This is a genomic window from Rossellomorea sp. y25, assembly GCF_038049935.1.
Classification (GTDB): domain Bacteria; phylum Bacillota; class Bacilli; order Bacillales; family Bacillaceae_B; genus Rossellomorea.
The window spans coordinates 40,001-65,297 of record NZ_CP145886.1; the positions used below are offsets into that span (position 1 = coordinate 40,001).

A 25,297-nucleotide genomic window follows, 5' to 3' on the forward strand; every position below is an offset into this window, starting at 1 on the left:
GCCGCAGCGAAAGCGAGTCTGAATAGGGCGAATGAGTATGTGGTCGTAGACCCGAAACCAGGTGATCTACCCATGTCCAGGATGAAGTTCAGGTAACACTGAATGGAGGTCCGAACCCACGCACGTTGAAAAGTGCGGGGATGAGGTGTGGGTAGCGGAGAAATTCCAATCGAACTTGGAGATAGCTGGTTCTCTCCGAAATAGCTTTAGGGCTAGCCTCATGTGTAAGAGTCTTGGAGGTAGAGCACTGTTTGGACTAGGGGCCCTCATCGGGTTACCGAATTCAGACAAACTCCGAATGCCAAAGACTTATCCATGGGAGTCAGACTGCGAGTGATAAGATCCGTAGTCGAAAGGGAAACAGCCCAGACCACCAGCTAAGGTCCCAAAGTATACGTTAAGTGGAAAAGGATGTGGAGTTGCTTAGACAACCAGGATGTTGGCTTAGAAGCAGCCACCATTTAAAGAGTGCGTAATAGCTCACTGGTCGAGTGACTCTGCGCCGAAAATGTACCGGGGCTAAACGTATCACCGAAGCTGTGGATTGACACCTCTAGGTGTCAGTGGTAGGAGAGCGTTCTAAGGACTGCGAAGCTAGACCGTAAGGACTGGTGGAGTGCTTAGAAGTGAGAATGCCGGTATGAGTAGCGAAAGATGGGTGAGAATCCCATCCACCGAATGCCTAAGGTTTCCTGAGGAAGGCTCGTCCGCTCAGGGTTAGTCGGGACCTAAGTCGAGGCCGATAGGCGTAGACGATGGACAACAGGTTGATATTCCTGTACCACCTCTTTTCCGTTTGAGCAATGGGGGGACGCAGGAGGATAGGGTAAGCGCACTGCTGGATATGTGCGTCTAAGCAGTTAGGCTGATGATGAGGCAAATCCCATCATCGTGAAGGCTGAGCTGTGATAGCGAGCGAATTATAGTAGCGAAGTTCCTGATTCCACACTGCCAAGAAAAGCCTCTAGCGAGGAAAAAGGTGCCCGTACCGCAAACCGACACAGGTAGGCGAGGAGAGAATCCTAAGGTGAGCGAGAGAACTCTCGTTAAGGAACTCGGCAAAATGACCCCGTAACTTCGGGAGAAGGGGTGCTCTGGTAGGGTGCAAGCCCGAGAGAGCCGCAGTGAATAGGCCCAGGCGACTGTTTAGCAAAAACACAGGTCTCTGCGAAGCCGTAAGGCGAAGTATAGGGGCTGACGCCTGCCCGGTGCTGGAAGGTTAAGAGGAGTGCTTAGCGCAAGCGAAGGTGCGAATCGAAGCCCCAGTAAACGGCGGCCGTAACTATAACGGTCCTAAGGTAGCGAAATTCCTTGTCGGGTAAGTTCCGACCCGCACGAAAGGCGTAACGATCTGGGCACTGTCTCAACGAGAGACTCGGTGAAATTATAGTACCTGTGAAGATGCAGGTTACCCGCGACAGGACGGAAAGACCCCGTGGAGCTTTACTGTAGCCTGATATTGAATTTTGGTACAGCTTGTACAGGATAGGTAGGAGCCTTGGAAGCCGGAGCGCCAGCTTCGGTGGAGGCATCGGTGGGATACTACCCTGGCTGTATTGAAATTCTAACCCGCGCCCCTTATCGGGGTGGGAGACAGTGTCAGGTGGGCAGTTTGACTGGGGCGGTCGCCTCCTAAAGAGTAACGGAGGCGCCCAAAGGTTCCCTCAGAATGGTTGGAAATCATTCGCAGAGTGTAAAGGCACAAGGGAGCTTGACTGCGAGACCTACAAGTCGAGCAGGGACGAAAGTCGGGCTTAGTGATCCGGTGGTTCCGCATGGAAGGGCCATCGCTCAACGGATAAAAGCTACCCCGGGGATAACAGGCTTATCTCCCCCAAGAGTCCACATCGACGGGGAGGTTTGGCACCTCGATGTCGGCTCATCGCATCCTGGGGCTGTAGTCGGTCCCAAGGGTTGGGCTGTTCGCCCATTAAAGCGGTACGCGAGCTGGGTTCAGAACGTCGTGAGACAGTTCGGTCCCTATCCGTCGTGGGCGCAGGAAATTTGAGAGGAGCTGTCCTTAGTACGAGAGGACCGGGATGGACGCACCGCTGGTGTACCAGTTGTCTTGCCAAAGGCATCGCTGGGTAGCTATGTGCGGAAGGGATAAGTGCTGAAAGCATCTAAGCATGAAGCCCCCCTCGAGATGAGATTTCCCATCACGTATGTGAGTAAGATCCCTAGAAGATGACTAGGTAGATAGGTCAGAGATGGAAGCATGGCGACATGTGGAGTTGACTGATACTAATCGATCGAGGACTTAACCACAAAGAGTCATTTTTTAAATGAACAACGATTGGTCGATATTTGGCTTTCTTGACATCAATTCTTTATCTAGTTTTGAAGGAACAATCCTTCAATTGAATAATTCGTCTGGTGACAATGGCGAAGAGGTCACACCCGTTCCCATGCCGAACACGGAAGTTAAGCTCTTCAGCGCCGATGGTAGTTGGGGGATCTCCCCCTGTGAGAGTAGGACGTCGCCAGGCAAATATGAAAAAAGGGTAGCTCTTAGGAGTTACTCTTTTTTTGTCGTTTGAATTTTTGAGATTGTGGATTGAACATCCATTCTCTATACAGCTGAGCGGATAATCTAATTCAGCGGGTAATTACTCCGAGAATTTAGGTAACAATTGGTAAAAGACGCATAAAACGAAAAAGTGACGCAATAATGTCCGAAAACGACGCATAAAATAAAATAATGACGCAAAAAAGTATGATAATGACGCAATAATGGTTAAAACGACGCAATTACCACAAATCAAGACACAGCCATACCTAAACAAACCGTACTAGTACCGATAAAAAGAGGCAATCTTCCAAGTTTGGTTACGTTTTCACACGAAAACAACTTATTTTATACCATTTTACAAGTTTTACAGCTTTCTATCCGCACATTCCCGGCACATCCACATGAATGATTCACTTTCCAAATCCCAAAATGAATAATCAATATCCCACCATTATCTACTCTTCTTTTAAACTAACTTTGCCCCACAGCACCCCCTTTCTCCATAAAAGATCTATACCAACCTAAACCTTCCCAGTATTTTTTCCACAATCTTTTTTATAGAGACATACACAGACAGGGCGATTGTAACATAAGATAAATTACACTTGATTATTCTGTCAGTTTAAAAGTTTGAAATAATGTATACAATTTAAGGTTTTGAGGCAGAATAGGTTGTATGGAGGTGGAGAGCCCTATGTTAAATCCGGAGCGTAAGGCGGCTTTAGAAGAGTGTATCGTTTGTCACGTTGAAAAGAAGGTTGGAATCCATCTATACACATCGTTTATCTGCACAGAATGTGAGAAAGAAATGGTTCAGACAGAAACCAACGATCCTTTGTATAAAACGTTTGTTCAAAGATTAAAAAAAGTGAATACTCCTCAAATCTATTCATAACCAGGAAGTATCCTTGGTTATGATTTTTTTTGATATTAATAGCTTACGTGCAAAGCGTTGTACTTTAAAAAGTTTTCCTTGTTCCTTGACGCAACGAACAGCATGGTTGTGATACGATATGAGTGGATATTTGTTTTGAGGAGATTTAGAGAATGAAACGAGATCATACGAGAACCCCGCTTATTGAGGCGATAGAGAAGCACCGGTCTGCAAAGCCTATCTCTTTTCATGTGCCGGGTCATAAAAATGGTTTATTGTTGAATGATGATCCATTTTATCAATCTGATGTTACTGAATTAAGCGGATTGGATGATTTACATGATCCACATGAGGCAATACGTGAAGCTGAGGACTTGTTGTCGGATGTATATGGGACGTTGAAGAGTTATTTTTTAGTGAATGGGAGTACAGTAGGGAATATCGCTGCAATTCTTACTTCATGTTCACCTGGAGATCCCATTTTTGTTCAAAGGAATTGTCATAAGTCAGTACTAAACGGAATCAAGCTTGCGAAGGCGGTTCCTATATTAATAGAAACAGAGTGGAACGACGAGGGGATTGCTCTTGGTATTAATCTAGACGCTTTGAAGGAAGCATTGAAGGCATTTCCTCATGTGAAGGCGTGTGTCCTTACCTATCCGACTTATTATGGGTTCACCTATAATATCGATCAGATAATTGAGGAATTACATAAACATGATGTGACGTGTATCATTGATGAGGCACATGGAGCTCATTTTTCATTGGGCACACCCTTTCCAAAGTCTGCAATTGAACTTGGAGCAGATATTGTCGTCCATTCGGCCCATAAAATGCTCCCTGCCATGACGATGGGTTCTTATTTACATATTGCAAGTGACAGAGTGATTGAACGTAAGGTAAGAGAGTATTTAACTATGCTACAATCAAGTAGTCCATCTTATCCGATTATGGCATCCCTGGATTATGCCAGATCCTATGTCGGAACCTTTACTAAAGAGGATATGGATCAAAATATTAAAAGGGTCAATGAGTTTGTACAAGCGTTAGATGGGATTCACCCTCAGCTCATTGTAAACCGGGCTCATGACCCACTAAAGCTTGTCATTCAGCTAGAGGGAAGGTCGGGGTATTCTCTTCAACAGTTATTAGAGTCAGAAGGGATTTACTCGGAGCTTGCAGACCCTGCTTATGTACTATTGGTTCTTCCGTTACTGAAGAAAGATCGTTCTTTTCCTTATAAAGAAGCAATCAGTCGAATGAGTAAGGCATTAGGGAATGCACCGATAATAGAAAAGATAACGAATCATGGAATAAATCGTTCAAATAGCGATGAGAATTATTTTACTACCTTGGCATTAAGCTTTGAAGAGATGGAGGATAAAGCTGAAATTCTCGTTGCCCTTGAGGAGGCAGAAGGAGAAATTTCTGCAGGAATGGTCACTCCTTATCCACCAGGAATTCCTATGTTGATCCAAGGGGAACGAATTACCTCTCATGCCATTGCGCGTTTAACAGAGTATGTAAAGAATAAGGCGAATATACAAGGTCATCACCGCTTAGATGAAAACCGTGTGTTTGTGTACCGCTAAGCAAGTGGAGGGAAAGACATGTCAAAAGGATTGTTTATTACAGTTGAAGGTCCTGAGGGAGCCGGGAAATCAACTATATTAACTGAGTTATATAATCAATTAGTACAAGAAGGATTCGATGTCATTCAGACGAGGGAGCCTGGAGGCATTTCGATTGCTGAACAGATTAGAGAAGTGATATTAAATACAAAGAACACGGAAATGGATAAACGGACGGAAGCTCTTTTGTATGCTGCAGCGAGACGACAGCATTTGGTGGAAAAAGTGATTCCCGCACTCGATGAAGGGAAGATTGTGATTTGTGATCGTTTTATTGATAGTTCTCTTGCGTATCAAGGGAATGCGCGTGGAATCGGTATGGAAGAGGTCATGAACATCAATCAATTTGCGATTGAGGATAAGATGCCTGATCTTACCTTGTATTTTGATATCGATCCCGAAGAAGGGTTAAAGAGAATTGCGAAACACAATGGAAGAGAAGTGAACCGGTTAGATCTGGAATCGGTCGATTTCCATACCCGCGTCCGGGAAGGGTATCAGAAGTTAATAAAACAATATCCTGATCGTATACAAGTCATCGATGCCAGCCAAAGCAAAGAAGCTGTATTTGGTGATGCATATGGTATCGTGACCGATTACTTAAACAAGTAAGTTTAGTGAAAAGGGAAAGGCGGAATTCTAAGCAAAAATTGGTGCTAAGAAGTCCGTCTCTTTTTTAGATGAAACATGTATGTAGATCTTGTTCAATGATATAATAGAAGGAAGTAAATGGCTTTATAACGGAGGAATTGATTTATGAAGGTAATTATGGCAGTTGTTCAAGATAAAGATAGCAATCGTTTGTCTAATGCCCTGATGGAACATAATTTTCGTTCGACGAAATTAGCAAGTACAGGCGGGTTTTTGAAGTCTGGAAATACCACGTTCATTATTGGTACTGAAGATATTCGTGTAGATAAAGCGTTACAGGTTATTAAAGAAAACTGTCAGTCACGTGATCAGATGGTGGCTCCTGTATCCCCTATGGGTGGAAATGCAGATTCTTACGTGCCTTACCCTGTTGAAGTAGCCGTTGGTGGAGCGACCGTGTTCGTTCTTCCTGTAGAGCAATTCCATCAGTTTTAAAGTGGGGTTTAACCTATGAAAATTACCCAAGACCATCGAGTGTCCTTAGATAAAGTAGCAAAAGACCAGAAGTCTAACAGCACAGGTCATGTTAAATTCGGGCAGCTTATTCACAAGCACGATCAGAAAATGCAGATGGATCAGCTCAATAAGCTGCTTGTCACAATAGAAAATGCCGGCAGTCGTTTAGCCAAATCAAGATCCTTTAAAGATCTTGCTAAATATAAAACATTGGTCAAGAAATTTGTGCGTGAGGCCGTAGATTTCGGAATGGATCTGAAGCAATCTCATACATGGAATCAGTATGGCGAGGGCAGAAAGCTCAATATAGTAGAAACCATCGATCAACAACTTGTTGAACTGACGGAAGATGTATTAGATAAAGAAAAGAAGTCCATTGATATATTAGGGAAAATAGGTGAAATAAAAGGATTGCTTATTAATCTTTATATGTAAGAGAGTGATGTTAAGACATGTTGTTTGAAGAGATACAACCATTTCAGCCCGTCGTTCTTCAGATGCTTCAAAACAGTATTGTGAAGGATCGTGTCGCTCATGCTTATTTATTTGAGGGTGAAAAAGGGACACGGAAGAAAGAAATGAGCATCCTGTTTGCAAAAGCATTGCTATGCGTAAACCGCGTGGATGGAAAGGCTTGTGAAAGCTGCTCTAACTGTAAAAGGATTAATCATGGGAACCACCCGGATCTGCATGTCGTTGAGCCGGACGGTCTTTCAATCAAGAAGGATCAGATTAAAAGTTTACAAGAAGAATTTTCGAAAACCGGTGTAGAATCCAAGAAGAAAATCTACATTATCGTTCATGGAGATAAGATGACGGCCAATGCAGCTAATAGCCTGCTTAAGTTTCTTGAAGAGCCATTAGCAGATACAACGGCGATTCTTATCACAGAAAATATTCATCGGATTTTGCCTACTATTCTTTCCAGGTGCCAGACGATTTCCTTTAAACCGTTGCCGAAAGAACAGCTGACAAAACAATTATTGGAAGAGGGGGTTCAGCCTCATTTAGCAACCCTTGCATCCAACTTGACGAACCATTATGAGGAAGCTGTAGAAATATGTCAAAATGAGTGGTTTGCACAAGCAAGAATAATAGTGTTAAAATTATATGAAGTCCTCCAGAAAAGTCCCTTCCAAGCAATGGTCAAAATACAAGAGGATTTTGTACAGCACTTCAAAGAAAAAGATCAAGTCGATCGAGCATTAGATCTTTTACTTCTAATATATAAAGACTTACTTCATATCCAGTTAGGAAAAGAAGAACAGCTCGTGTACCCGGACCAAAAGGAAAACTGGAAATCAAACGCACTTCAAGTATCTACCAATCGTCTTTCTACTAATATGACGGCGATACTTGAAGCAAAACGCAAGTTAAACGCCAATATGAATTCGCAGCTGCTAGTAGAACAGCTTATGCTAAAACTGCAGGGGTGATGGTCCTTTGTACGATGTTGTAGGAGTACGCTTTAAAAAAGCGGGTAAAATCTATTATTTCGATCCGGGTGAATTGGATATTCAGAAAGATTGCTATGTGATCGTTGAAACGGTTCGCGGGGTCGAATTTGGAAAAGTAGTCGTAGAGAGAAAGCAAGTAGGAGAAAATGATGTAGTGCTTCCATTGAAAAAAGTGATTCGTATCGCTGATCAAAAAGATCGTTTAATCGTAGATGAGAATAAATCATCTGCAACGGAAGCCTACAATGTATGTTGTGATAAAATTAATCAGCATCAATTAGATATGAAATTGGTAGATGTAGAATATACATTTGATCGAAATAAAGTCATATTCTATTTTACGGCTGATGGACGAGTTGATTTCCGAGAGCTAGTAAAAGATCTAGCTTCCATTTTCCGTACCCGCATAGAACTTCGTCAGATTGGCGTTCGAGACGAAGCGAAAATGCTGGGTGGTATTGGTCCTTGTGGCCGCATGCTATGTTGTTCAACCTTTTTAGGAGATTTTGAACCGGTATCCATTAAGATGGCGAAGGATCAGAATCTATCCCTTAATCCAACGAAGATTTCAGGTTTATGCGGACGTTTAATGTGCTGTCTGAAATACGAGAACGATGAGTATGAAGCAGCAAAAGAAGAATTACCTGATATCGGAGAAGTGATTAAGACACCTCATGGAAAAGGAAAAGTGGTAGGTCTTAATATTCTGGAACGTATTCTTCAAGTGGAAATTAAAGAAGAAGAGCGGGTTCTGGAATTCACATTAGATGAAATTATGAACGCGGGTGCCGTATCATTCCAAGCCACAGAGTAACGGGGTGTAGTGTCGTGGATAAAAAAGAGTTCTTTGATTCAGTCAGTAACATGGAACAACAAATTGGTCATTTATATCATCAATTAGGTGAGCTCAAACAATGCCTAGCTGAAATGTTAGAAGAGAATAACTCTCTGAAGCTTGAAAATGAGCATTTGCGCCGTAGACTGGAACAAACAGAGAACTCACCAAAAAAGGTACAAACAAACAGCGATGCGGGTACAACGAGTGAGTCAGACTTAGAAGATAAAACACTGGATATTGGAGAAGGGTATGACAACCTTGCTCGATTATACCAGGAAGGATTTCATATTTGTAATATACACTTCGGAAGTCCACGGAAGGATGAAGACTGCTTGTTCTGCCTTTCTTTCTTAAATAAGAAATAAAGGTGCACTTCATTCTTTTGAACTGAATACAGAGTAAAAAGGGCTGATCCATGTGTAGTGGGATTGGTCCTTTTTATTGGAATAGTTTAGAGGGACTAGCTGCCGGAGCCGGACAAATCGTAAAGCGAAACAACATATAATAGAAGAAAAGAAGGAGGTAAGGCATGGTTGAGTTAAAAGAAGATGAACGTTTAGATTATTTATTGGCCGAAAACATGAGGATCATTCAAAGTCCATCTGTTTTTTCCTTTTCAACAGATGCGGTCCTATTGGCCCATTTCAGCTATTTACCGATTCACAAAGGGAAAGTGGTTGATCTATGTTCGGGTAACGGCATCATCCCCTTATTACTAAGTGCAAGAACCAACGTTGAAATTACGGGGGTGGAGATTCAGGAAAGACTATTTGATATGGCACAAAGAAGTATCGAGTATAATGGCCGTCAAAATCAAATATCCATGAAGCTGGGGGATGTGAAGGAAATTGATCAGCTTCTTCATCATTCCCATTATGATGTCGTAACCTGTAATCCTCCATACTTTAATACTCCACCCGGGGATAAAAGAAACGTAAACGAGCACTATGCGATTGCCCGTCATGAAATCTTATGTTCTCTTGAGGATACCATCAAAGCTTCAAGCTATCTCCTGAAGCAAGGGGGAAAGGCTTCCTTCGTCCATCGTCCGGGTCGATTGATGGACATCCTATCGTTGATGAGGAAGCATCGTCTCGAGCCGAAACGATTGCGCTTTGTATATCCGAAGCCGGGAAGAGAAGCCAACACCATCTTAATAGAAGGAATAAAAGATGGGAAACCGGACCTGAAAATTCTTCCTCCCCTTTATGTGTATGACGAACAAAACAAATACTCAAGGGAAGTATATGATATGCTGTTTGGAAAGAATGAAGATAAGGACTAAGGAAATGAGAAGGTGAGCGATTCAATGAACCAGCAAAAAAGCTTTCAAGATAGTGACAAAGGAAGCTTGTATCTTGTCCCTACACCAATCGGGAATTTAGAGGATATGACGTTTCGAGCAATCCGCATGATGAAGGAAGCGGCAGTGATTGCTGCTGAAGATACAAGAAATACGAAAAAACTATGTAATTACTTTGAAATTGACACGCCTATCATTAGTTATCATGAGCATAATAAAGAAACGAGCGGACCGAAGCTGATTGAACGAATGAAAAGAGGCGAGCTCATTGCCCTTGTAAGTGATGCAGGTATGCCATCCATCTCAGATCCGGGATACGAACTGGTGAAAGAAGCAATCCATCACGAAATTGCTGTCATTCCACTACCGGGAGCTAATGCAGCTCTTACGGCTTTGATCGCTTCAGGATTGGCTCCGCAGCCATTTTATTTCTATGGGTTTTTACATAGAGGGAAGAAAGACAAAAGAGCGGAACTGGCTACACTTAAAACGCTGGAAGATACATTTATCCTTTATGAATCACCACACAGATTAAAAGAAACATTAAAAGAGCTATATGGAGCTTTGGGAAATAGACAAATCGTTGTTTGTCGTGAGCTCACGAAGAAATTCGAGGAATTCATCCGTGGATCCCTGGAAGAAGTAATGGAATGGGCAAACGATGGAGAAGTACGAGGCGAATTCTGCTTATTGATTGAGGGAGCAGGTCCGTTGGAGAAAGAAGAGGAAGACGTCTGGTGGAGCAGCTACTCCCTCCAGGAACATGTTCAACACTATGTAAATGAAAAAAGCATGTCCTCCAAAGAAGCCATCAAACAAGTCTCTAAAGAACGATCCCTTCCAAAACGGGAAGTATATCAAGCTTATCATGTTGAATAGAAAAGTGCAGAGAGGCAGAATCAATAAATAAAAAAGGCTCTTTTCGCAAAGATTGTTGTTTTCTAGCATAGAATCTGCCAGGGCTCTATCAACCAGGTTTATGCTGGATGGTGAGGGAAACTGCTCTGCTTGCAGCTAGCGTTCGGCCGAACCTCCTCAGCTTAGCCGAACGGGGTCTCGGCACGTCCAAAATCCGCCGGAGTCTGCGCAGTTCCCCTCACCATCTTAAACAGTATTTTCATGACAGAGCTTCAAGGTGTGCAAGAAAACAATGTTACGAGAAAAAATAATCCTTCTTCCTTAAAATGAAATTCAATCTCTTTTACCTTAAATGAGATTGCTTGCTAAAATTCTTGTTATGATTGATTTCTATTAAGGATTCATGCTTAGAAAGTTGATTGGAGCGGAAGGATGCTCGACTCCTGCGGGAATAGCTGGACAGGTGAGTCCCCGGAGGCTTGCCGAGGAGGCTCACCGCCAGCCCCGCGGAAAGCGAGCATCCCGGAGCGGAAATCAACAATTACTTTCTCCTCTACAATAGCAACAAACTTTACGAATAGATCCATAAAAAAAGGCCTGAGTCTAGTCACTCAGGCCTTTGGTATATTAACAACAAATTATTTTGTTTGTAGTGAATCCTGGATTTCTTTAAGTAATTGATCTGCACCTTCACGGCTAAGAACCAATTTACCGTTAGCAAGCTTGATGTTGTCATCAGAAACTTCACCAGTGATTTGGCAAGTCATGCTTGGCTTATATTTCTTTAAAATGATTCTTTCGTCATCTACATAGATTTCCAAAGCATCTTTCTCAGCAATACCTAATGTACGACGTAATTCGATTGGAATAACGACACGACCTAATTCATCAACTTTTCTTACAATACCTGTAGACTTCATTTAAAAATCTCCTCCAAATATAAGATATTTATATCTCTCTCTAGTTCGTCAATATTCGACAAATTTCTTTTGTTGCTTCTATCATACCAACGTTTAGGAATATCGTCAATAATTATATCTGTAAATTTTTAAGAAAAAATGGATAAAAAAAAGCTGTTATAATAAGCTTTACGCTTTGTTGTAAAAAATTGTATTACCAATTGAATATTATTGTAACGAAAGTAATGCAAGTGAGAAATGTCGAATTATCTTTATGGTATGTATACATTCGACAAATTTAGACAAAAACCCGCACGTGTTTCGACAAAATCAATATTCAACATTGTTTAGTTGCAGAAACCCTATATTTTAGGTATATTTTGATGAGATAAGAGGTTAAGATGATAGGTAAGACGCAGATAATGGATGTACGTAACAATTATGCCACTATAAACCATACGGATGCCCATATGGCTTTATGGGGGTAGATAAAAAAGGGAGGAACAGAAAGTGGAAGAAAAGTTGAACACCTTCTATATAACAACACCGATTTATTATCCAAGTGGAAATTTACATATTGGACATGCTTACACCACGGTAGCTGGTGATGCGATGGCCCGTTATAAGAGAATGCGTGGATTCGATGTCATGTACCTGACAGGAACGGACGAGCATGGACAGAAAATTCAACGTAAAGCCCAGGAAGAGGGGATTACTCCACAAGAATATGTAGACGGGATCGTTAGTGGAATTAAAGATCTATGGGGGAAATTGGATATTTCATATGATGACTTTATCCGTACGACTGAGAAGCGTCATAAGGATATTGTGGAAAAGATCTTCCATCAGCTTGTCGAACAAGGTGATATTTACTTGGACCAGTATGAAGGCTGGTATTGTACACCATGTGAATCCTTCTTTACTGAGCGTCAATTGGAAAACGGAAACTGTCCTGATTGCGGCAGACCTGTTGAAAAAGTGAAGGAAGAATCGTACTTTTTCAAAATGAGCAAGTACGCTGACCGCCTCCTTGCTTACTATGAAGAAAACCCTGAGTTCATTCAGCCTGAGTCCCGTAAGAATGAGATGGTGAATAACTTCATCAAACCTGGTTTAGAAGACTTGGCTGTTTCAAGAACAACCTTCGACTGGGGAGTGAAAGTACCGGGAGATCCCAAGCATGTCATTTACGTGTGGATCGATGCCCTTTCCAACTATATTACAGCCCTTGGCTACGGCAGTGAAAAAGATAAAAATTACTTAAAGTACTGGCCAGCGGATGTTCACTTGGTCGGGAAGGAAATTGTTCGTTTCCATACGATTTATTGGCCGATCATGTTAATGGCATTAGATCTTCCGCTTCCTAAGAAGGTTTTCGCTCATGGGTGGCTTCTGATGAAAGACGGGAAAATGTCTAAATCTAAAGGGAATGTAGTTGATCCTGTTACCCTTATTGATCGCTACGGCCTTGATTCTCTTCGTTACTACCTATTAAGAGAAGTGCCATTCGGTTCTGATGGAGTCTTTACGCCAGAAGGATTTGTTGAACGCATCAACTTCGACTTAGCAAATGACTTAGGAAACCTGTTAAATCGTACAGTGGCCATGATCAATAAATATTTTGATGGAGTCATTCCAGCCTATGTTGATTCTAACGGTGAATTCGATCAAGCCCTCCTGGATATGAACAAAGAAACAGTGAATAAATATGAAGAAGCAATGGAAAACATGGAGTTTTCTGTAGCTTTGTCCAGTCTATGGCAGTTAATCAGCCGTACGAATAAATATATTGATGAAACTCAGCCTTGGGCACTTGCTAAAGACGAAAGCAGAAAAGAAGAGCTCGGCAGTGTGATGAGTCATTTAGCTGAATCATTACGAAGAGTCGCTGTTCTTTTACAACCATTCTTAACGAGAACTCCTAAAAAGATTTTTGAACAATTGAACCTTCATGATGAAAAAATGCACACATGGGAAAGCTTGGAGAGTTTTGGAGCTATTCCAGTAGGAACTGAAGTAGTGAAAAAAGGGGAACCGATCTTCCCGCGACTTGAACTTCAGGAAGAGGTAAACTTCATCAAAGAGAAAATGCAAGGATCTGCTCCAGCTGTTGAAGAAAAGAAGGAGCCTGCTAAAGAAGAGTCAGAGGAAATCGGAATCGATGATTTCATGAAAGTTGATCTTCGCGTAGCGGAGGTCATAGGAGCTGAGCCGGTTAAAAAAGCGGATAAACTGCTTAAGCTGCAATTGGATCTTGGCTTTGAAAAACGACAAGTTGTGTCAGGAATTGCTAAATTCTATCAACCGGACGAACTGGTTGGGAAAAAAGTGATCTGTGTGACAAACTTGAAGCCAGTAAAACTGCGTGGAGAACTTTCACAAGGAATGATTCTTGCCGGTGAAGAAAATGGAACACTGTCTCTTGCTTCCATCGACCAGTCTTTACCAAATGGAACAAAAGTAAAATAAGTAAGGTTTTTATGCTTTTGTCGATAAAGGGATGTTCCACGTGGAACATCCCTTTATTATATTAAAATAATGAATATATGGAATGAAATTTGTCATATTAGGTATTTATTAAACTCATTACTATATTTAGAAAACAATAATATAGAAAGAAACAGATTGTTTTGGTTCTGTGACGAAAGTAGATAGAATGAAGAGTACCTGCGAATGAAACAGAAGTAATAAAAAATATCCATAGAAACCATAATATGTAATATGAATGTTACATGAATGTGATGCTTGTCATGCTTTTTTATATTAAACTTATCTTTATTACAAGGAGTGTCTTACATGCTATTTGATACACATGTTCATTTGAATGCTGAACAATTTGACGAAGATCTGGAGGAGGTAATTTCAAGAGCAAGAGAAGCTGGAGTTGAAAAGATGGTGGTCGTCGGCTTTGATCGGCCAACGATTAACCGGGCGATGGAGCTCATTGAGCAATATGAATTTTTATATGCCAGCATCGGTTGGCACCCAGTGGATGCAATTGATATGAAGGATGAAGATTTAGCTTGGATAGAAGAGCTCTCCAACCACCCTAAAGTAGTTGCCATAGGGGAAATGGGACTCGATTATCACTGGGATAAATCACCGAAAGATGTTCAAAAAGAAGTGTTTCGAAAACAGATCCATTTAGCTAAAAAGGTAAAACTCCCAATAATTATACACAACCGTGATGCCACACAAGATATAGTGGATATCCTCAGGGAAGAAGGAGCAGAGGAAGTTGGAGGGATCATGCATTGCTTCAGCGGAAGTCCTGAAATTGCTCAAGAATGTGTGGATATGAATTTCTACATTTCTCTGGGAGGTCCCGTAACCTTTAAAAATGCGAAAAAGCCAAAAGAAGTAGCAAAAGAAATTCCATTGGAAAAGCTTCTGATCGAAACAGACTGTCCTTATTTAGCACCTCACCCGAACAGAGGGAAGCGAAATGAACCTGCATACGTAAAGCTGGTAGCAGAACAGATCGCGGAGCTTAAGGAAGTATCATTAGAAGAAGTAGAGAACAAAACAACCGAAAATGCAAAAAAGTTATTCAACATAATCTGACATCAGATATTGTCGAGAATTGAGAGAGCTTGTCCAAATAGTTAATAAAAACAAAAAGTTCTACATAGGATTCTTGTTTCATAGGATAATCATGTCGATAACTCTCTCTTTTCTTTTTCTCTTCTTTTATGCATAATATGTTTTATGTTCCCTGGGTTTCAATATTTTGCTAGATTAAGTTAAAAGAAGTAAGGGTTGACAGTCACTGGATTACTCTATATAATCACTCCGAGAAAAGGAGGCGTTTTTCATGAAGTTTAAAACCATGAAAAGCCTGTTTTCCAAGTCTTTGAGTCGAAGGAAATGGATTGTTACAATCGGAACATTGGTAACATCTGCAGCTGTATTCGGAATTCTTTTTTATGAAGGATCTAAAAACACTGTGGCATTGACCCTAGACGGCGAGCAAAAAGAGATTAGGACGCATGCAAATACTATTCAAGATATATTAAAAGAATTAGAGATTTCAACCCGCTCAGAAGACTATTTGTACCCCTCGGGGAATACGAAGGTCTCAAATAACATGAACATTGTTTGGGAACCGGCAAAACAGGTAGAAGTAGTAGTAGGGGATCAGACGAAAAAGGTCTGGACGACTGCTGATACAGTAAAAGAGTTACTCTCTGAAAATGAAATTAAAGTAGGAGAGCATGATAAGGTCCAACCCGGCTTATCAGAAAAAGTAACAGGGAATATGAATGTCAAGATTGATACCGCATTTTCACTTAAGCTAGTGAACGGTGGAAAAGAACAAAAGGTATGGTCTACTTCGACTACGGTCGCTGACTTTTTAAAGCAACAAGGAATTACACTAAAGAAATCAGACCGTGTTGAACCAAGTTTAGACAAAGTTGTTAAAGCAAATGATGTCGTAAATGTCGTTCGAGTTGAAAAAGTCACCGATGTAGTGGAAGAGACAAAGGATTTCACCGTTATTTCCAAAAAGGATTCCGATCTTTCAAAAGGAAAAGAGAAGGTCGTTCAAGAAGGTAAAAACGGCTTGATTGAAAAGAAATTTGAAGTTGTGAAAGAGAACGGCAAAGAGGTTTCCAGGAAGTTAGTTAGTGAAAAGGTAGTGAAAGAAAGCCAGGATAAAATCGTTAATGTCGGAACGAAGGTTTTAGTGGCTCAAGTTTCCCGTGGAAGTTCATCTTCTAATTCATCTGCCTCAGCCTCAGCTGCTCCAAGTGGAGGAAGAGAGTTTTATGTGAGCTCTACAGCTTACACTGCATCATGTAACGGATGCTCAGGCTATACAGCTACAGGAATCAATCTGAAATCAAATCCGAATGTTAAGGTGATTGCAGTAGACCCTTCTGTTATTCCTTTAGGAACAAAGGTATATGTAGAAGGCTATGGCTATGCCGTAGCTGCAGATACGGGTGGAGCAATCAAAGGGAACAAAATTGATGTATTCTTCCCGTCTAAATCAGATGCCTATCGTTGGGGAAGAAAAACAATTAAAGTAAAAATATTAAACTAAGAGCAGGGGTGTTCTCCTGCTTTTTTTTATTTATCGGTGAAAACCGTTATAATAGCTTTAGGTCTTCAATGATTAGACGAAAATGAAAGCAGAAAAGTTTCAATTCTTTTGGAGGAATTATGAAAATTAAAGAAATCATCGTAGTGGAAGGAAAGGACGATACGGTAGCCATTCAACGTGCTGTCAATGCAGATACGATTGAAACGAATGGTTCTGCTGTGTCTCCGGCTACTATAGAGAAAATAAAACACGCCCAGGAAAAAAGAGGCGTAATCATCTTTACCGATCCGGACTACCCGGGTGAACGTATCCGGAAGATTGTGAGTGAAGCGGTACCGGGTTGTAAACATGCCTTTGTACATAAGAAGGATGCGCTGCCAAAGTCAGGCAGAGGAATAGGAGTAGAGCATGCTTCGCCAGATATCATAAGAGAGTCTTTAAGAGAGGCTCATGTGCTGGATGTTGAGCAGGAAGAGGTTATCTCAAAAGAGGATTTAATTGATGCAGGCTTAATCGGGAGTGCTCAGTCGAAGGACCGAAGAATTGCTCTTGGTGAGAAGCTTAGAATCGGATACACTAATGGAAAACAGCTGCATAAACGATTAAGGATGTTCAATATTCAAAAAGAAGAGTTTAAAAAAGCTTTAATGGAAATTATTCAGGAGGAAGAACATGCATAAAGATATTGCCACCCCGATACGTACGAAAGAGATATTAGGTAAGTATGGTTTCTCGTTTAAAAAGAGCCTGGGTCAGAATTTTTTGATCGATCCTAATATCCTCAGGAACATAACGGAATACGCAGGTTTATCTGAGAAAACCGCAGCCATTGAGATTGGGCCTGGAATCGGTGCGTTAACAGAACATCTTGCGCGCACCTCGGGAAAGGTCGTTGCCTTTGAAATCGACCAGCGACTGATTCCTATTCTGGCCGATACACTATCCCCTTACGAAAACGTTAAAATAATCAATGAAGATATATTAGAGGCGGATGTTGAAGCCATTATTAATAAAGAGTTTGAAGGGTTCGAAGACATTATGGTAGTGGCCAATCTCCCTTATTACGTCACTACACCTATCATTCTTAAGCTGTTGATGGAGCGACTTCCAATCAGAGGGATCTGTGTCATGCTTCAAAAGGAAGTAGGAGACCGCATTTCAGCCCAACCCGGAACAAAAGCGTACGGATCTCTTTCGATTGCCATACAGTACTATACAGAGGCCGAGATGGTCATGACTGTCCCGAAAACGGTCTTTATGCCGCAGCCGAATGTTGATTCAGCCGTCATCCGTTTAACGAAGCGGGAGAAGCCTCCTGTCGAGGTTATCAGTGAAGACTTCTTCTTTACCGTAACACGCTCTTCTTTTGCTCAGAGAAGAAAGACGATCTTGAACAATTTAAGCAGTCAGCTTCCTCAAGGAAAAGAAAAGAAAGACTTAATCCTCGAAGCTTTATCTGCTGCGGGGGTTGAACCTACCCGCCGTGGAGAGACACTGACGATACAGGAATTCGGCCGGTTGAGTGATGCGTTATACCCGAACTTTAATTAAAGCTTGGATAGATGGCTAAACGTGTAAGTGCGTTTAGCCATTTTCTTGTTCCCGTGTACTCCGCAAGGGACACCCATTTTATTGACACCGAACAGTAGAAGGTTGCATAGGTTATCACAGGGAATATTTACTTTACTTAATTGATGATAAGGAACGTGTTGAGAAGGATAAGATAAACGTTGATTCTCCTCGGCTTATTATTTCCTTTTTTAATTTATCAACGAATGTTTAGCCCATGGGAGTGACTGATGTGAATATCGAAATCAATGATGTCGTAGGTCGCCTTTCATATCAATGTGATATTTTATTCCGAGTGATAGATATCCGCATGATAGATGGTCAAAAAACGGCGGTGCTGTATGGTGAAGATTTTCGATTAATAGCGGATGCTCCTTTTCATGATTTGAAGAAGATGGACCCTAGAGAGCAGGATCGTATTACACAGGAGTTTCGTTCAAAGGAGGAACAATCTCTTGACCTGTTCCGACAGGATATAGAGCTTCTCAAGTATAAGCAGGAGTATAGAGTAACGAATGCTTATCGAGACGATTATAACTATTTCCAAGTTCCAGGGAAAGTGCTTCATCTTGATGGAGATCCCAGCTATTTAAGAAAGTGTCTAGATCTTTATGAAAAAATTGGTGTTCCAGTAAAAGGTGTTCACTGTAGTGAGACAGAAATGCCTGAACAAATTGGGTCCCTTATCGATAAATATAGACCGAATATTATTGTATTGACTGGTCACGATGCCTATTCTAAGGCAAAAGGGACCAAAGCTGATATTAACGCATATCGACATTCGAAGTATTTTGTTCAGGCAGTGAGAGAGGCACGGAGCAAATCTCCTCACTTGGACCAGCTGGTGATCTTTGCGGGTGCTTGTCAATCCCACTTTGAATCACTCATTCATGCTGGAGCCAATTTCGCCAGTTCTCCATCCAGAGTTAATATCCATGCATTGGATCCAGTATATATCGTGGCTAAGATTTGTTTTACGGGGTTTAAGGACTCGGTTAATGTTTGGGACGTCATCCGTAATACGTTAACAGGGGACAAAGGGCTTGGCGGAATCGAGACGAAGGGTGTTCTTCGGACTGGGATGCCATATAAAATTACTGAAGAAGATTAGGGGATGTTCGACAAAAATCAAATAGACCTTACAATTTACCGCGTGAATTGTAAGGTCTATTTGGTGTTTAGATGTATAGATTAGTAAGGTGGGTTTTTTAGTGGTTTTATGCTTGTCGCCTCTGGGCAAAGCCCCTCCGCTTTTATTGTTATCCAGCTCCGGCGGCTAGTCCCTCGAGGTCATAAGGCAAGTGCATCAAAAAGGCAAAGAACGCCTTTCCGATGCACCCGCCTTATGCTTGTCGGGCCTGACCAAGCCGCCTCCGCTTTTATTGTTTCCAGCTCCGGGGCTTAGAGGCTCGAGGTCATAAGTCAAGCATGCCAAAAAGGCAAAAAGCGCCTTTCCGGCATGCTCGCCTTATGCTTGTCGCCTCTGGGCAAAGCCCCTCCGCTTTTATTGTTTACATAATTTCTCAATGTATGGGGAATGTTAGGTGTGTAGAAAAAACGTACTTTTTGTTGAATAAAATATATTGACAGGTGTTCGTGATTCTTGTTAAAATAATAAATTTATTTGACTAAAATTACATAATGTGTTATATTTGATTATAGTGAGGTGGAAGCGAAATGCCAAAAACATTAGCCGACATTAAAAGATCCCTTGATTCTAATCTGGGGAAACGTTTAATGCTTAAAGCAAACGGTGGACGTCGAAAAACAATTGAGCGTTCAGGTGTTCTAGCCGAAACGTATCCTTCTGTATTCGTTGTTCAACTGGATCAAGAAGAGAATGCGTTCGAACGAGTTTCTTACAGCTATGCAGATGTTCTCACTGAGACAGTTCAATTAACATTTTATGATGAAGCAACAGGAAATATCATCTTTAGCCAGCAGTAGACAATTGTTTGCTGCTTTTTTATTTGTCTGATTTTCATGATTTACATAGATAGCGCTCCCTTCCTTTTGTTATGTTTTGTCCTTTTGTACACATACTAAACGTGTGGTACATCTAAAGGAGGTAGACTTATGAGCAGAAGAAGAGGAATCATGTCTGATCAATTAAAAGAAGAAATCGCTCAGGAATTGGGATTCTATGATGTTGTTCAGAAAGATGGTTGGGGTGGAATCACGTCACGGGATGCAGGTAATATGGTGAAGCGCGCAGTTGAGCTCGCAAGTCAGCGATTATCTGAAAATCGTCCTCACTAACTCTTTTCACGCGTACAGGATTACATCTTTTATCAGTACCATATACAGGGGGTCGCCTTAAAAGTGTAGTGCTTTTCAGGCGGCCCCTGTTTTAATAAGGACAAGACAATCTTTCCTATCAGTACTTTACGTGATAAAATAACATACTTGTATGAGTATGTTTAGAAGTTAACACTCTCAATAATAAGTGTATGATACAATATAACAAAGAGTATTGGTAAGAAGGTGATGATATGAGGTTATTAGTGAAGGCGCCGGCAAAAATTAACCTATCACTTGATGTTTTACATAAACGTTCAGATGGTTACCATGAAGTTGAGATGGTTATGACAACAATTGATTTAGCAGATAGAATTGAGCTTACGAATCTTTCTGATGATACGATTAAGATTCTCTCGCATAATCGATTTGTACCGGACGATGGAAGAAACCTTGCCTATCAGGCTGCACAGCTTTTAAAGACGAGGTTGAATATCAAAAAAGGGGTAGCAATTTCCATTGATAAAGTGATACCTGTAGCAGCAGGATTAGCAGGCGGGAGCAGTGACGCAGCAGCAACTTTAAAAGGGTTAAATCGATTATGGGATTTAGGTCTCAGTATGGATGAGCTGGCAGAACTTGGTTCCGAAATTGGTTCAGATGTATCTTTCTGTGTTTACGGGGGTACAGCTTTAGCATCAGGCAGAGGTGAGAAGATCCAACACCTTCCTGCTCCACCAAATTGCTGGGTTATTTTGGCGAAACCAACAATAGGAGTTTCAACAGCAGATGTTTATAAAAATTTGAATCTGCAAAACATTACACATCCGAATACAAACGCCATGGTTTCAGCTTTGGAACATGGAAATTATCATGATATATGCTCCAATCTTGGGAATGTACTTGAATCAGTCACATTGGATATGCACCCTGAAGTGGCCCAAATAAAAGACCAAATGGAGCGCTTTGGTGCCGATGCTGTTCTAATGAGCGGAAGCGGCCCGACAGTATATGGATTAGTGCAATATGAATCAAGACTTCATCGAATCTATAATGGTTTAAGGGGTTTTTGTGATCAAGTGTTCGCGGTGCGCATGCTGGGAGATTAAGACCTCTTGCCGAAATCCGTATATTAATGATATATTTACATTATAATATTCGGATTTAGGAGGTTTCTTTGGTGAAGTTTAAGCGTAGTGAACGATTAATTGATATGACGCATTATTTATTAGAACGTCCCCACCAACTTGTTCCTTTAACTTTTTTCTCTGAGCGGTACGGTTCTGCAAAGTCTTCCATCAGTGAGGACTTGACGATAGTAAAGGAAACATTTGAAGGACGGGGTGTGGGGACTGTTCAAACAGTTCCCGGGGCAGCCGGTGGAGTGAAATATGTTCCAAAGGTAAACAGTCAGGAAGCGAAAGAAATGATAGATGAGCTTTGTGTTCATCTGGAAAGCTCAGATCGTTTATTGCCAGGCGGATATTTATACATGACTGACCTGCTGGGCAATCCTCAGCTTATGAAAAGTGTCGGGAAGTTACTGGCGTCAGCTTTTGCTGAGAAAGATATTGATGTCATCATGACAGTAGCGACAAAAGGGATACCGATTGCTAATGCTATTGCCTCATACTTAAATGTTCCAGTGGTCATCGTTAGGCGGGATAGTCGTGTAACAGAGGGATCGACTGTGAGCATCAATTATGTTTCCGGCTCATCGAAGCGAATCCAATCTATGGTACTTTCCAAGAGAAGTTTGAAGGAAGGGTCTAAAGTATTGGTTGTCGATGATTTTATGAAGGCCGGTGGAACCATCAACGGTATGAAGAACTTACTGGAAGAGTTCTCGGCTACTTTATCTGGCATCGGTGTTTTAGTTGAATCCAATAGTATCGATGATCGACTAGTGGATGACTATGTTTCATTATTAAAATTGTCTGATGTGAATGAAAAAGATAAACAAATTTCATTAACGGAAGGAAATTACTTTCAATCAAATTTAACATTTCTACCATAAGGGGAGGCATTTAAAATGCGTGTAGTTTCTACTAAGCAAGCACCAGCAGCAATTGGTCCATATTCTCAGGGGATTGTCGTAAATAATTTATTTTATAGTTCAGGACAAATTCCTCTGACAGCAGAAGGTACTATGGTGGAAGGGGATGTAGCGGAACAAACGCATCAGGTGTTCCGTAATCTTCAAGCCGTACTATCAGAAGCTGGGGCGTCATTGGAAACAGTGGTAAAAGCCACTGTCTTCATTAAGGATATGAATGAATTTGGTACGATCAATGAAGTATATGGGGAGTATTTTAGTAACCACAAGCCTGCTCGTTCTTGTGTAGAGGTAGCCCGCTTACCTAAAGATGCCTTGGTTGAGATCGAAGTAATCGCACTCGTGAAGTAATATTCACGGGTGTTTTTTTGTGTCAAAAAAGAAGTGTAGTTCAAATGAAATAGATGAAAGGGTATAAAAAATAAAACTTTTCAAAAAATTTTACAATTTAAGAAGGAATATCTAAATAATTCGTTGAATACATAGAGTAGATTTCATCTAGGGAAAAAGGTGGTGAACAGAATGGAAGTAACAGACGTAAGATTACGCCGAGTAAACACCGATGGTCGCATGAGAGCTATCGCATCTATTACGCTGGATAATGAATTTGTTGTTCATGACATTCGTGTAATTGATGGGAACAATGGCTTATTTGTAGCGATGCCAAGCAAGCGAACTCCAGATGGGGAATTTCGTGATATTGCTCACCCAATTAATTCGGGTACTCGCGGCAAGATCCAAGATGCCGTTTTAGCTGAGTATCACCGTCTAGGTGAGTTAGAAGAAGTTGAGTTAGAAGAAGCTGGGGCTTCCTAATAGAATCTATTGCATCAAGAGCCTACTTTTGTAAGGCTCTTTTTTTTGTCTTTAAGAGCCGAGCATTTAAAAGTGGCAGTTCTTACGCTTTTTGTATACCCCGATGTTTGGAGAGTTGAAACCTCTAATTTATTTTTTTTGTATTTTAAGGAAAAGAAAATTCGACATAGATGTTGATAATAGGATAGCTTGTCTGAAAAAGCGAGATCCGGGCTAAAACATGGATAAAATGGAACTAGGAATGGCATGTGTTTAATGAAAACGGCTCAATTAAATGACGGTGTCGCTGCCCTTAAGGGAAAATGGCTGATTTAGGTCGTTTGAAAGTACTTTTTAAGCTGGAAATGCGGAAGTGTTGCGGCACTTTTAATGTTTGTAGAGGCAGTTTTCGGGAAAACTTGTGCCATTATTGGGGTTTGTTGTGCCACTTTCGGTCAAACTTGTGCCAAATTGTGAACACGGACTTTTCTGGCTAGCGAGCCGCCTCCACTTTTCGTCTTGTCCAGCTCCAGGGCTTAAAGGCTCGAGGTCATAAGCTAAATTGACCAAAAAGGCAAAGGGCGCCTTTCCGGTCAATTCATCATATGCTTGTCGGGCCTGACCAAGCCGCCTCCGCTTTTCGTTTGACAAATATATGTACTTTTATTTGAATCCTTGAAATGATAGAGTTTTTAGGATATATTCGTTATGGATAAAAAGGTTATTGGAGGACCAAAAATGACAAATAGATATGCCGTTATATTAGCTGCTGGGCAAGGTACGAGAATGAAGTCGAAGCTTTACAAAGTTCTTCATCCTGTGTGTGGCAAGCCAATGGTGGAACATGTGGTCGACCAAATTTCAACATTACATATAGAAAAGACTGTCACAATCGTTGGTCACGGTGCTGAGCTTGTGAAGTCGCATTTAGAGGGAAAGAGTGATTTTGCTCTTCAGGCTGAGCAGTTAGGTACCGCTCACGCTGTCATGCAGTCTGAAGATGTGCTAGGTGATTTAGAAGGCACTACTTTAGTGGTATGTGGTGATACACCGCTCATTAAAGGAGAAACGATGGAAGCTTTAGTGAAGCATCACGAAGGACAGGGTGCGAAAGCGACTATCTTGACTGGTCACACTGAATCTCCTGATGGATACGGACGTATCATCCGCAATCAAGAAGGTTTAGTGGAGCGCATTGTTGAACATAAGGATGCAACTGATCAAGAGAGAAACGTGAAAGAAATCAATACTGGAACCTATTGTTTTGATAATAAAGCGTTATTCGATGCCCTGAAAAAGGTTTCGAATGATAACGTACAAGGCGAGTACTATTTACCGGATGTGATTGAGATTCTCCAATCTGAAGGTGAAATCGTAAGTGCGTACCAAACAAGTGACTTTGATGAGACATTGGGTGTGAACGACCGTGTAGCACTTTCTCAAGCAGAAATCACGATGAAAAAGCGCATCAATGAATACCATATGCGCAATGGTGTAACGATAAAGGATCCGAACAATACGTATATCGATGCCGATGTTATGATTGGCAGAGATACGGTTATCCTTCCGGGTACGGTTCTTACGGGCCGCACCACAATCGGTGAAGACACTATGATCGGACCGAACTCCGAGGTGAAGGATTGTCAGATCGGCGACCGAACAGTCGTGAAGCAATCTGTTGCCCATGACAGCTCGATCGGATCGGATGTTCATATTGGGCCATTTGCTCACATTCGTCCGGCTTCGACCATTGAGGATGAAGTGAAAATTGGTAACTTCGTTGAAATTAAGAAGGCTTCGTTTGGTAAAGCGAGTAAAGCATCTCACTTAAGCTATATTGGAGATGCAGAGGTTGGAAGTGACGTCAACATTGGATGTGGGTCGATCACAGTGAACTATGATGGGAAAAACAAACACCTGACGAAGATTGAAGATGGTGTATTTGTAGGCTGTAATTCAAATCTGGTAGCGCCTGTCAAAGTTGGAAAAGGTGCTTACATTGCTGCCGGTTCTACTATTACTGAGGATGTTCCAGGAGAGTCTCTTTCAATTGCAAGAGCTCGCCAAGTAAATAAAGAAAACTATGTTCAAAATCTAAACCATAAGAAATAAT

At 41.4% G+C, this 25,297-nt stretch carries 24 protein-coding genes and 2 rRNA genes (1 of these 26 only partly in view); 25 read left to right on the forward strand and 1 reads right to left on the reverse strand.

Going from position 1 to position 25,297, the window contains the following annotated elements:
- The 12 genes from AAEM60_RS00200 to rsmI form a co-directional block, all read left to right on the forward strand.
- Positions 1–2,268, forward strand: a 23S ribosomal RNA gene (locus AAEM60_RS00200); it begins 667 nt to the left of the window's first position.
- A 104-nt stretch (positions 2,269–2,372) separates the two neighbouring features.
- Positions 2,373–2,489, forward strand: a 5S ribosomal RNA gene (rrf, locus tag AAEM60_RS00205).
- A 717-nt stretch (positions 2,490–3,206) separates the two neighbouring features.
- On the forward strand, positions 3,207–3,407 hold the full coding sequence (locus tag AAEM60_RS00210) for a sigma factor G inhibitor Gin (protein WP_262481870.1): 201 nt from the start codon (positions 3,207–3,209) through the stop codon (positions 3,405–3,407).
- A 152-nt stretch (positions 3,408–3,559) separates the two neighbouring features.
- Positions 3,560–4,978, forward strand: a complete 1,419-nt coding sequence (locus AAEM60_RS00215) for an aminotransferase class I/II-fold pyridoxal phosphate-dependent enzyme (RefSeq protein ID WP_299746435.1) — start codon at positions 3,560–3,562, stop codon at positions 4,976–4,978.
- Between the two features lie 18 nt (positions 4,979–4,996).
- Positions 4,997–5,629 carry a dTMP kinase gene (tmk, locus tag AAEM60_RS00220; RefSeq protein WP_299746432.1) on the forward strand — a complete coding sequence of 211 codons (633 nt, stop codon included), beginning with the start codon at positions 4,997–4,999 and terminating at the stop codon, positions 5,627–5,629.
- A 144-nt stretch (positions 5,630–5,773) separates the two neighbouring features.
- Positions 5,774–6,103: a cyclic-di-AMP receptor gene (locus tag AAEM60_RS00225; RefSeq protein WP_044340646.1), complete on the forward strand. Its 330-nt coding sequence runs from the start codon at positions 5,774–5,776 to the stop codon at positions 6,101–6,103.
- Positions 6,104–6,118: 15 nt separating this feature from the next.
- On the forward strand, positions 6,119–6,559 hold the full coding sequence (locus AAEM60_RS00230) for a YaaR family protein (protein WP_299746427.1): 441 nt from the start codon (positions 6,119–6,121) through the stop codon (positions 6,557–6,559).
- 17 nt (positions 6,560–6,576) lie between these two features.
- Positions 6,577–7,560 carry a DNA polymerase III subunit delta' gene (gene holB, locus AAEM60_RS00235; protein ID WP_044340644.1) on the forward strand — a complete coding sequence of 328 codons (984 nt, stop codon included), beginning with the start codon at positions 6,577–6,579 and terminating at the stop codon, positions 7,558–7,560.
- Positions 7,561–7,567: 7 nt separating this feature from the next.
- Positions 7,568–8,395, forward strand: a complete 828-nt coding sequence (locus tag AAEM60_RS00240) for a stage 0 sporulation family protein (RefSeq protein ID WP_299746423.1) — start codon at positions 7,568–7,570, stop codon at positions 8,393–8,395.
- Positions 8,396–8,409: 14 nt separating this feature from the next.
- Complete coding sequence (yabA, locus tag AAEM60_RS00245; RefSeq protein ID WP_299746420.1) at positions 8,410–8,784, forward strand: DNA replication initiation control protein YabA; 375 nt, start codon at positions 8,410–8,412, stop codon at positions 8,782–8,784.
- Between the two features lie 164 nt (positions 8,785–8,948).
- A complete protein-coding gene (locus AAEM60_RS00250) occupies positions 8,949–9,704 on the forward strand; it encodes a tRNA1(Val) (adenine(37)-N6)-methyltransferase (protein WP_299746417.1) in 756 nt (251 codons plus the stop codon).
- Positions 9,705–9,728: 24 nt separating this feature from the next.
- Positions 9,729–10,601 carry a 16S rRNA (cytidine(1402)-2'-O)-methyltransferase gene (gene rsmI, locus AAEM60_RS00255; RefSeq protein ID WP_299746414.1) on the forward strand — a complete coding sequence of 291 codons (873 nt, stop codon included), beginning with the start codon at positions 9,729–9,731 and terminating at the stop codon, positions 10,599–10,601.
- A 617-nt stretch (positions 10,602–11,218) separates the two neighbouring features.
- Here rsmI and AAEM60_RS00260 read toward each other — a convergent pair.
- Entirely contained in the window at positions 11,219–11,500 is a 282-nt protein-coding gene (locus AAEM60_RS00260; protein ID WP_044340639.1) for an AbrB/MazE/SpoVT family DNA-binding domain-containing protein, read from the reverse strand.
- 489 nt (positions 11,501–11,989) lie between these two features.
- On the opposite strand from AAEM60_RS00260, the gene metG reads away from it, so the two are divergent.
- The 13 genes from metG (at position 11,990) to glmU (ending at position 25,296) form a co-directional block, all read left to right on the forward strand.
- Positions 11,990–13,948: a methionine--tRNA ligase gene (gene metG, locus AAEM60_RS00265; RefSeq protein ID WP_341357223.1), complete on the forward strand. Its 1,959-nt coding sequence runs from the start codon at positions 11,990–11,992 to the stop codon at positions 13,946–13,948.
- 327 nt (positions 13,949–14,275) lie between these two features.
- Entirely contained in the window at positions 14,276–15,043 is a 768-nt protein-coding gene (locus AAEM60_RS00270; protein ID WP_299746405.1) for a TatD family hydrolase, read from the forward strand.
- A gap of 250 nt (positions 15,044–15,293) precedes the next feature.
- A complete protein-coding gene (locus AAEM60_RS00275) occupies positions 15,294–16,526 on the forward strand; it encodes a G5 and 3D domain-containing protein (protein ID WP_299746400.1) in 1,233 nt (410 codons plus the stop codon).
- A 119-nt stretch (positions 16,527–16,645) separates the two neighbouring features.
- Complete coding sequence (gene rnmV, locus AAEM60_RS00280; protein ID WP_299746395.1) at positions 16,646–17,206, forward strand: ribonuclease M5; 561 nt, start codon at positions 16,646–16,648, stop codon at positions 17,204–17,206.
- Positions 17,199–18,077 carry a 16S rRNA (adenine(1518)-N(6)/adenine(1519)-N(6))-dimethyltransferase RsmA gene (rsmA, locus tag AAEM60_RS00285; protein WP_299746391.1) on the forward strand — a complete coding sequence of 293 codons (879 nt, stop codon included), beginning with the start codon at positions 17,199–17,201 and terminating at the stop codon, positions 18,075–18,077. The genes rnmV and rsmA overlap by 8 nt, the downstream gene beginning before the upstream one ends.
- A gap of 250 nt (positions 18,078–18,327) precedes the next feature.
- Positions 18,328–19,206, forward strand: a complete 879-nt coding sequence (gene yabG, locus AAEM60_RS00290) for a sporulation peptidase YabG (RefSeq protein ID WP_299746386.1) — start codon at positions 18,328–18,330, stop codon at positions 19,204–19,206.
- A 566-nt stretch (positions 19,207–19,772) separates the two neighbouring features.
- Complete coding sequence (locus tag AAEM60_RS00295) at positions 19,773–20,042, forward strand: Veg family protein (protein ID WP_032085220.1); 270 nt, start codon at positions 19,773–19,775, stop codon at positions 20,040–20,042.
- 129 nt (positions 20,043–20,171) lie between these two features.
- Positions 20,172–20,354 (forward strand): small, acid-soluble spore protein, alpha/beta type, encoded by a 183-nt coding sequence (locus tag AAEM60_RS00300; protein WP_299746376.1) that lies wholly within the window; start codon positions 20,172–20,174, stop codon positions 20,352–20,354.
- Between the two features lie 233 nt (positions 20,355–20,587).
- Positions 20,588–21,442 (forward strand): 4-(cytidine 5'-diphospho)-2-C-methyl-D-erythritol kinase, encoded by an 855-nt coding sequence (gene ispE / locus AAEM60_RS00305; RefSeq protein WP_299746370.1) that lies wholly within the window; start codon positions 20,588–20,590, stop codon positions 21,440–21,442.
- A 71-nt stretch (positions 21,443–21,513) separates the two neighbouring features.
- Complete coding sequence (gene purR, locus AAEM60_RS00310) at positions 21,514–22,350, forward strand: pur operon repressor (protein ID WP_299746364.1); 837 nt, start codon at positions 21,514–21,516, stop codon at positions 22,348–22,350.
- A gap of 15 nt (positions 22,351–22,365) precedes the next feature.
- Positions 22,366–22,740 (forward strand): RidA family protein, encoded by a 375-nt coding sequence (locus AAEM60_RS00315; RefSeq protein WP_341357224.1) that lies wholly within the window; start codon positions 22,366–22,368, stop codon positions 22,738–22,740.
- Between the two features lie 171 nt (positions 22,741–22,911).
- Entirely contained in the window at positions 22,912–23,205 is a 294-nt protein-coding gene (gene spoVG, locus AAEM60_RS00320; protein ID WP_032085215.1) for a septation regulator SpoVG, read from the forward strand.
- A gap of 717 nt (positions 23,206–23,922) precedes the next feature.
- Entirely contained in the window at positions 23,923–25,296 is a 1,374-nt protein-coding gene (gene glmU, locus AAEM60_RS00325; protein WP_341357225.1) for a bifunctional UDP-N-acetylglucosamine diphosphorylase/glucosamine-1-phosphate N-acetyltransferase GlmU, read from the forward strand.
- Position 25,297: the final 1 nt, after the last annotated feature.